Here is a 1,867-nt window from a genome sequence, read left to right as displayed (position 1 = left end):
TGAACCGGTGCGCAGTGGATTAAAATTGTATTAGAAATTTGTTTGTCAAAAAATACATGAAATAATTTGTGAATAATGTATAAAAACCCTTTTATAAAATAAGGTGTATGGTATAATAAGCACAAGTGATGAAATCACAAGGTAATACAGGCGGTCTGATTGTTAAGAATATAACAATCAAAACAAGCACATACATATTTTATAGGAGGGTTTTTACAATGGCAAGATTTACGTTACCAAGAGATTTATACCATGGAAAAGGTGCTCTGGAGGCATTAAAGACATTCAAAGGAAAAAAGGCAATGATCTGTGTTGGCGGCGGCTCTATGAAGCGGTTCGGATTTCTCGACAGAGCAGAACAGTACCTGAAAGAAGCCGGAATGGAAGTTCAGTTGTTTGAAGGCATCGAACCGGATCCTTCTGTGGAAACCGTGATGAAAGGTGCAAAAGCAATGATGGAATTTGAACCGGACTGGATCATTGCGATGGGCGGCGGATCCCCGATCGATGCAGCAAAAGCGATGTGGATCAAATACGAGTACCCGGATATCACGTTCGAGGATATGTGTAAAGTATTTGGCATCCCGGCGCTTAGAAAGAAAGCTCATTTCTGTGCAATCTCTTCCACATCAGGAACAGCGACAGAGGTGACAGCATTTTCAATTATTACCGATTATGAAAAAGGTATCAAATATCCGATCGCAGATTTTGAGATCACACCGGATGTGGCAATCGTTGATCCGGATCTTGCAGAGACAATGCCACAGAAATTAGCTGCACATACTGGAATGGATGCTATGACACATGCGATCGAGGCATATGTTTCTACCGCTAACTGTGACTTTACCGATCCACTGGCGTTACATGCGATCAAAATGATCCAGAATGATCTGGTTGATTCCTACAACGGAGATATGGCTAAGAGAGATTCCATGCACAATGCGCAGTGTCTTGCAGGAATGGCATTCTCCAACGCTCTGCTTGGTATCGTTCATTCCATGGCACATAAGACAGGAGCTGCATTTGCAGATTATGGTGCACATATTATCCACGGTGCAGCAAACGCTATGTATCTGCCAAAAGTTATCGCATTCAATGCAAAAGATGAGACAGCGAAGAAACGTTACGGCGATATCGCAGATTTCATGGGACTTGGCGGAGACAGCTTAGATGAGAAAGTTGCGTTACTCATTGCATACTTGCGCAGGATGAATGATGACCTTAAGATTCCACACTGCATCAAAAATTATGGCGCAGACAGCTACCCGACAGAGCAGGGCTTCGTTCCGGAAGAGGTGTTCTTAGAGAGACTACCGGAGATCGCTGCCAATGCGATTTTAGATGCATGTACCGGTTCCAATCCTAGACAGCCGAGCCAGGAAGAGATGGAGAAGCTGCTGAAATGCTGCTACTATGATACTGAGGTGGATTTCTGATAAACCGGAGTTTAGGTTTTGAACTGCCGCTTGTAGGTGGTGTTACGGATTTCCGCAGGTTATGTCAATTGCATGCCAACAAAGTGTATAGAACTATAAAAAATAGAACTGTTTGTTTTCAGGAGTGCTTCCGCTTGTTGTCGCTGGCAGCGGTACTAAGAAATCATCCATCGTGATTTCAAAATCCAATTACATTGTCTTTTGAAATCGCAATGTCTGCTTTCTAAGAACCGGCCGCTCCCAAAATCCTGAAAACAAATCAGTTCTATTTTTTATTTATCCAAGACTGTGCAGCATGCAATATCTCGGCTATGGAAATCCGTCAATCCATGCTACGAGCGGCAGAACCCAAAGATGAAACTCCGGGAGGTGTGCCCTTTAACATCGACGAATCATAAGGCATTGAACCTCTTGAATTTTGCCGTTATCTC

1 protein-coding gene is annotated in these 1,867 nt (G+C 43.1%); it reads left to right on the top strand.

Going from position 1 to position 1,867, the window contains the following annotated elements; genetic code table 11:
• The first annotated feature begins 218 nt into the window (after positions 1–218).
• On the top strand, positions 219–1,436 hold the full coding sequence (locus ROSEINA2194_RS12430) for an iron-containing alcohol dehydrogenase (protein ID WP_044927922.1): 1,218 nt from the start codon (positions 219–221) through the stop codon (positions 1,434–1,436).
• Positions 1,437–1,867 lie beyond the last annotated feature (431 nt).

The sequence above is a fragment of the Roseburia inulinivorans DSM 16841 genome (genome assembly GCF_000174195.1).
In the GTDB taxonomy this organism is placed as follows: Bacteria; Bacillota; Clostridia; order Lachnospirales; family Lachnospiraceae; genus Roseburia; species Roseburia inulinivorans.
This window is presented reverse-complemented; position numbering and strand designations above follow the sequence as displayed.

Excerpts from the sequence above, each read along its gene's own strand:
- ROSEINA2194_RS12430 (WP_044927922.1), top strand. The coding sequence starts at position 219 with ATGGCAAGATTTACGTTACCAAGAGATTTATACCATGGAAAAGGTGCT.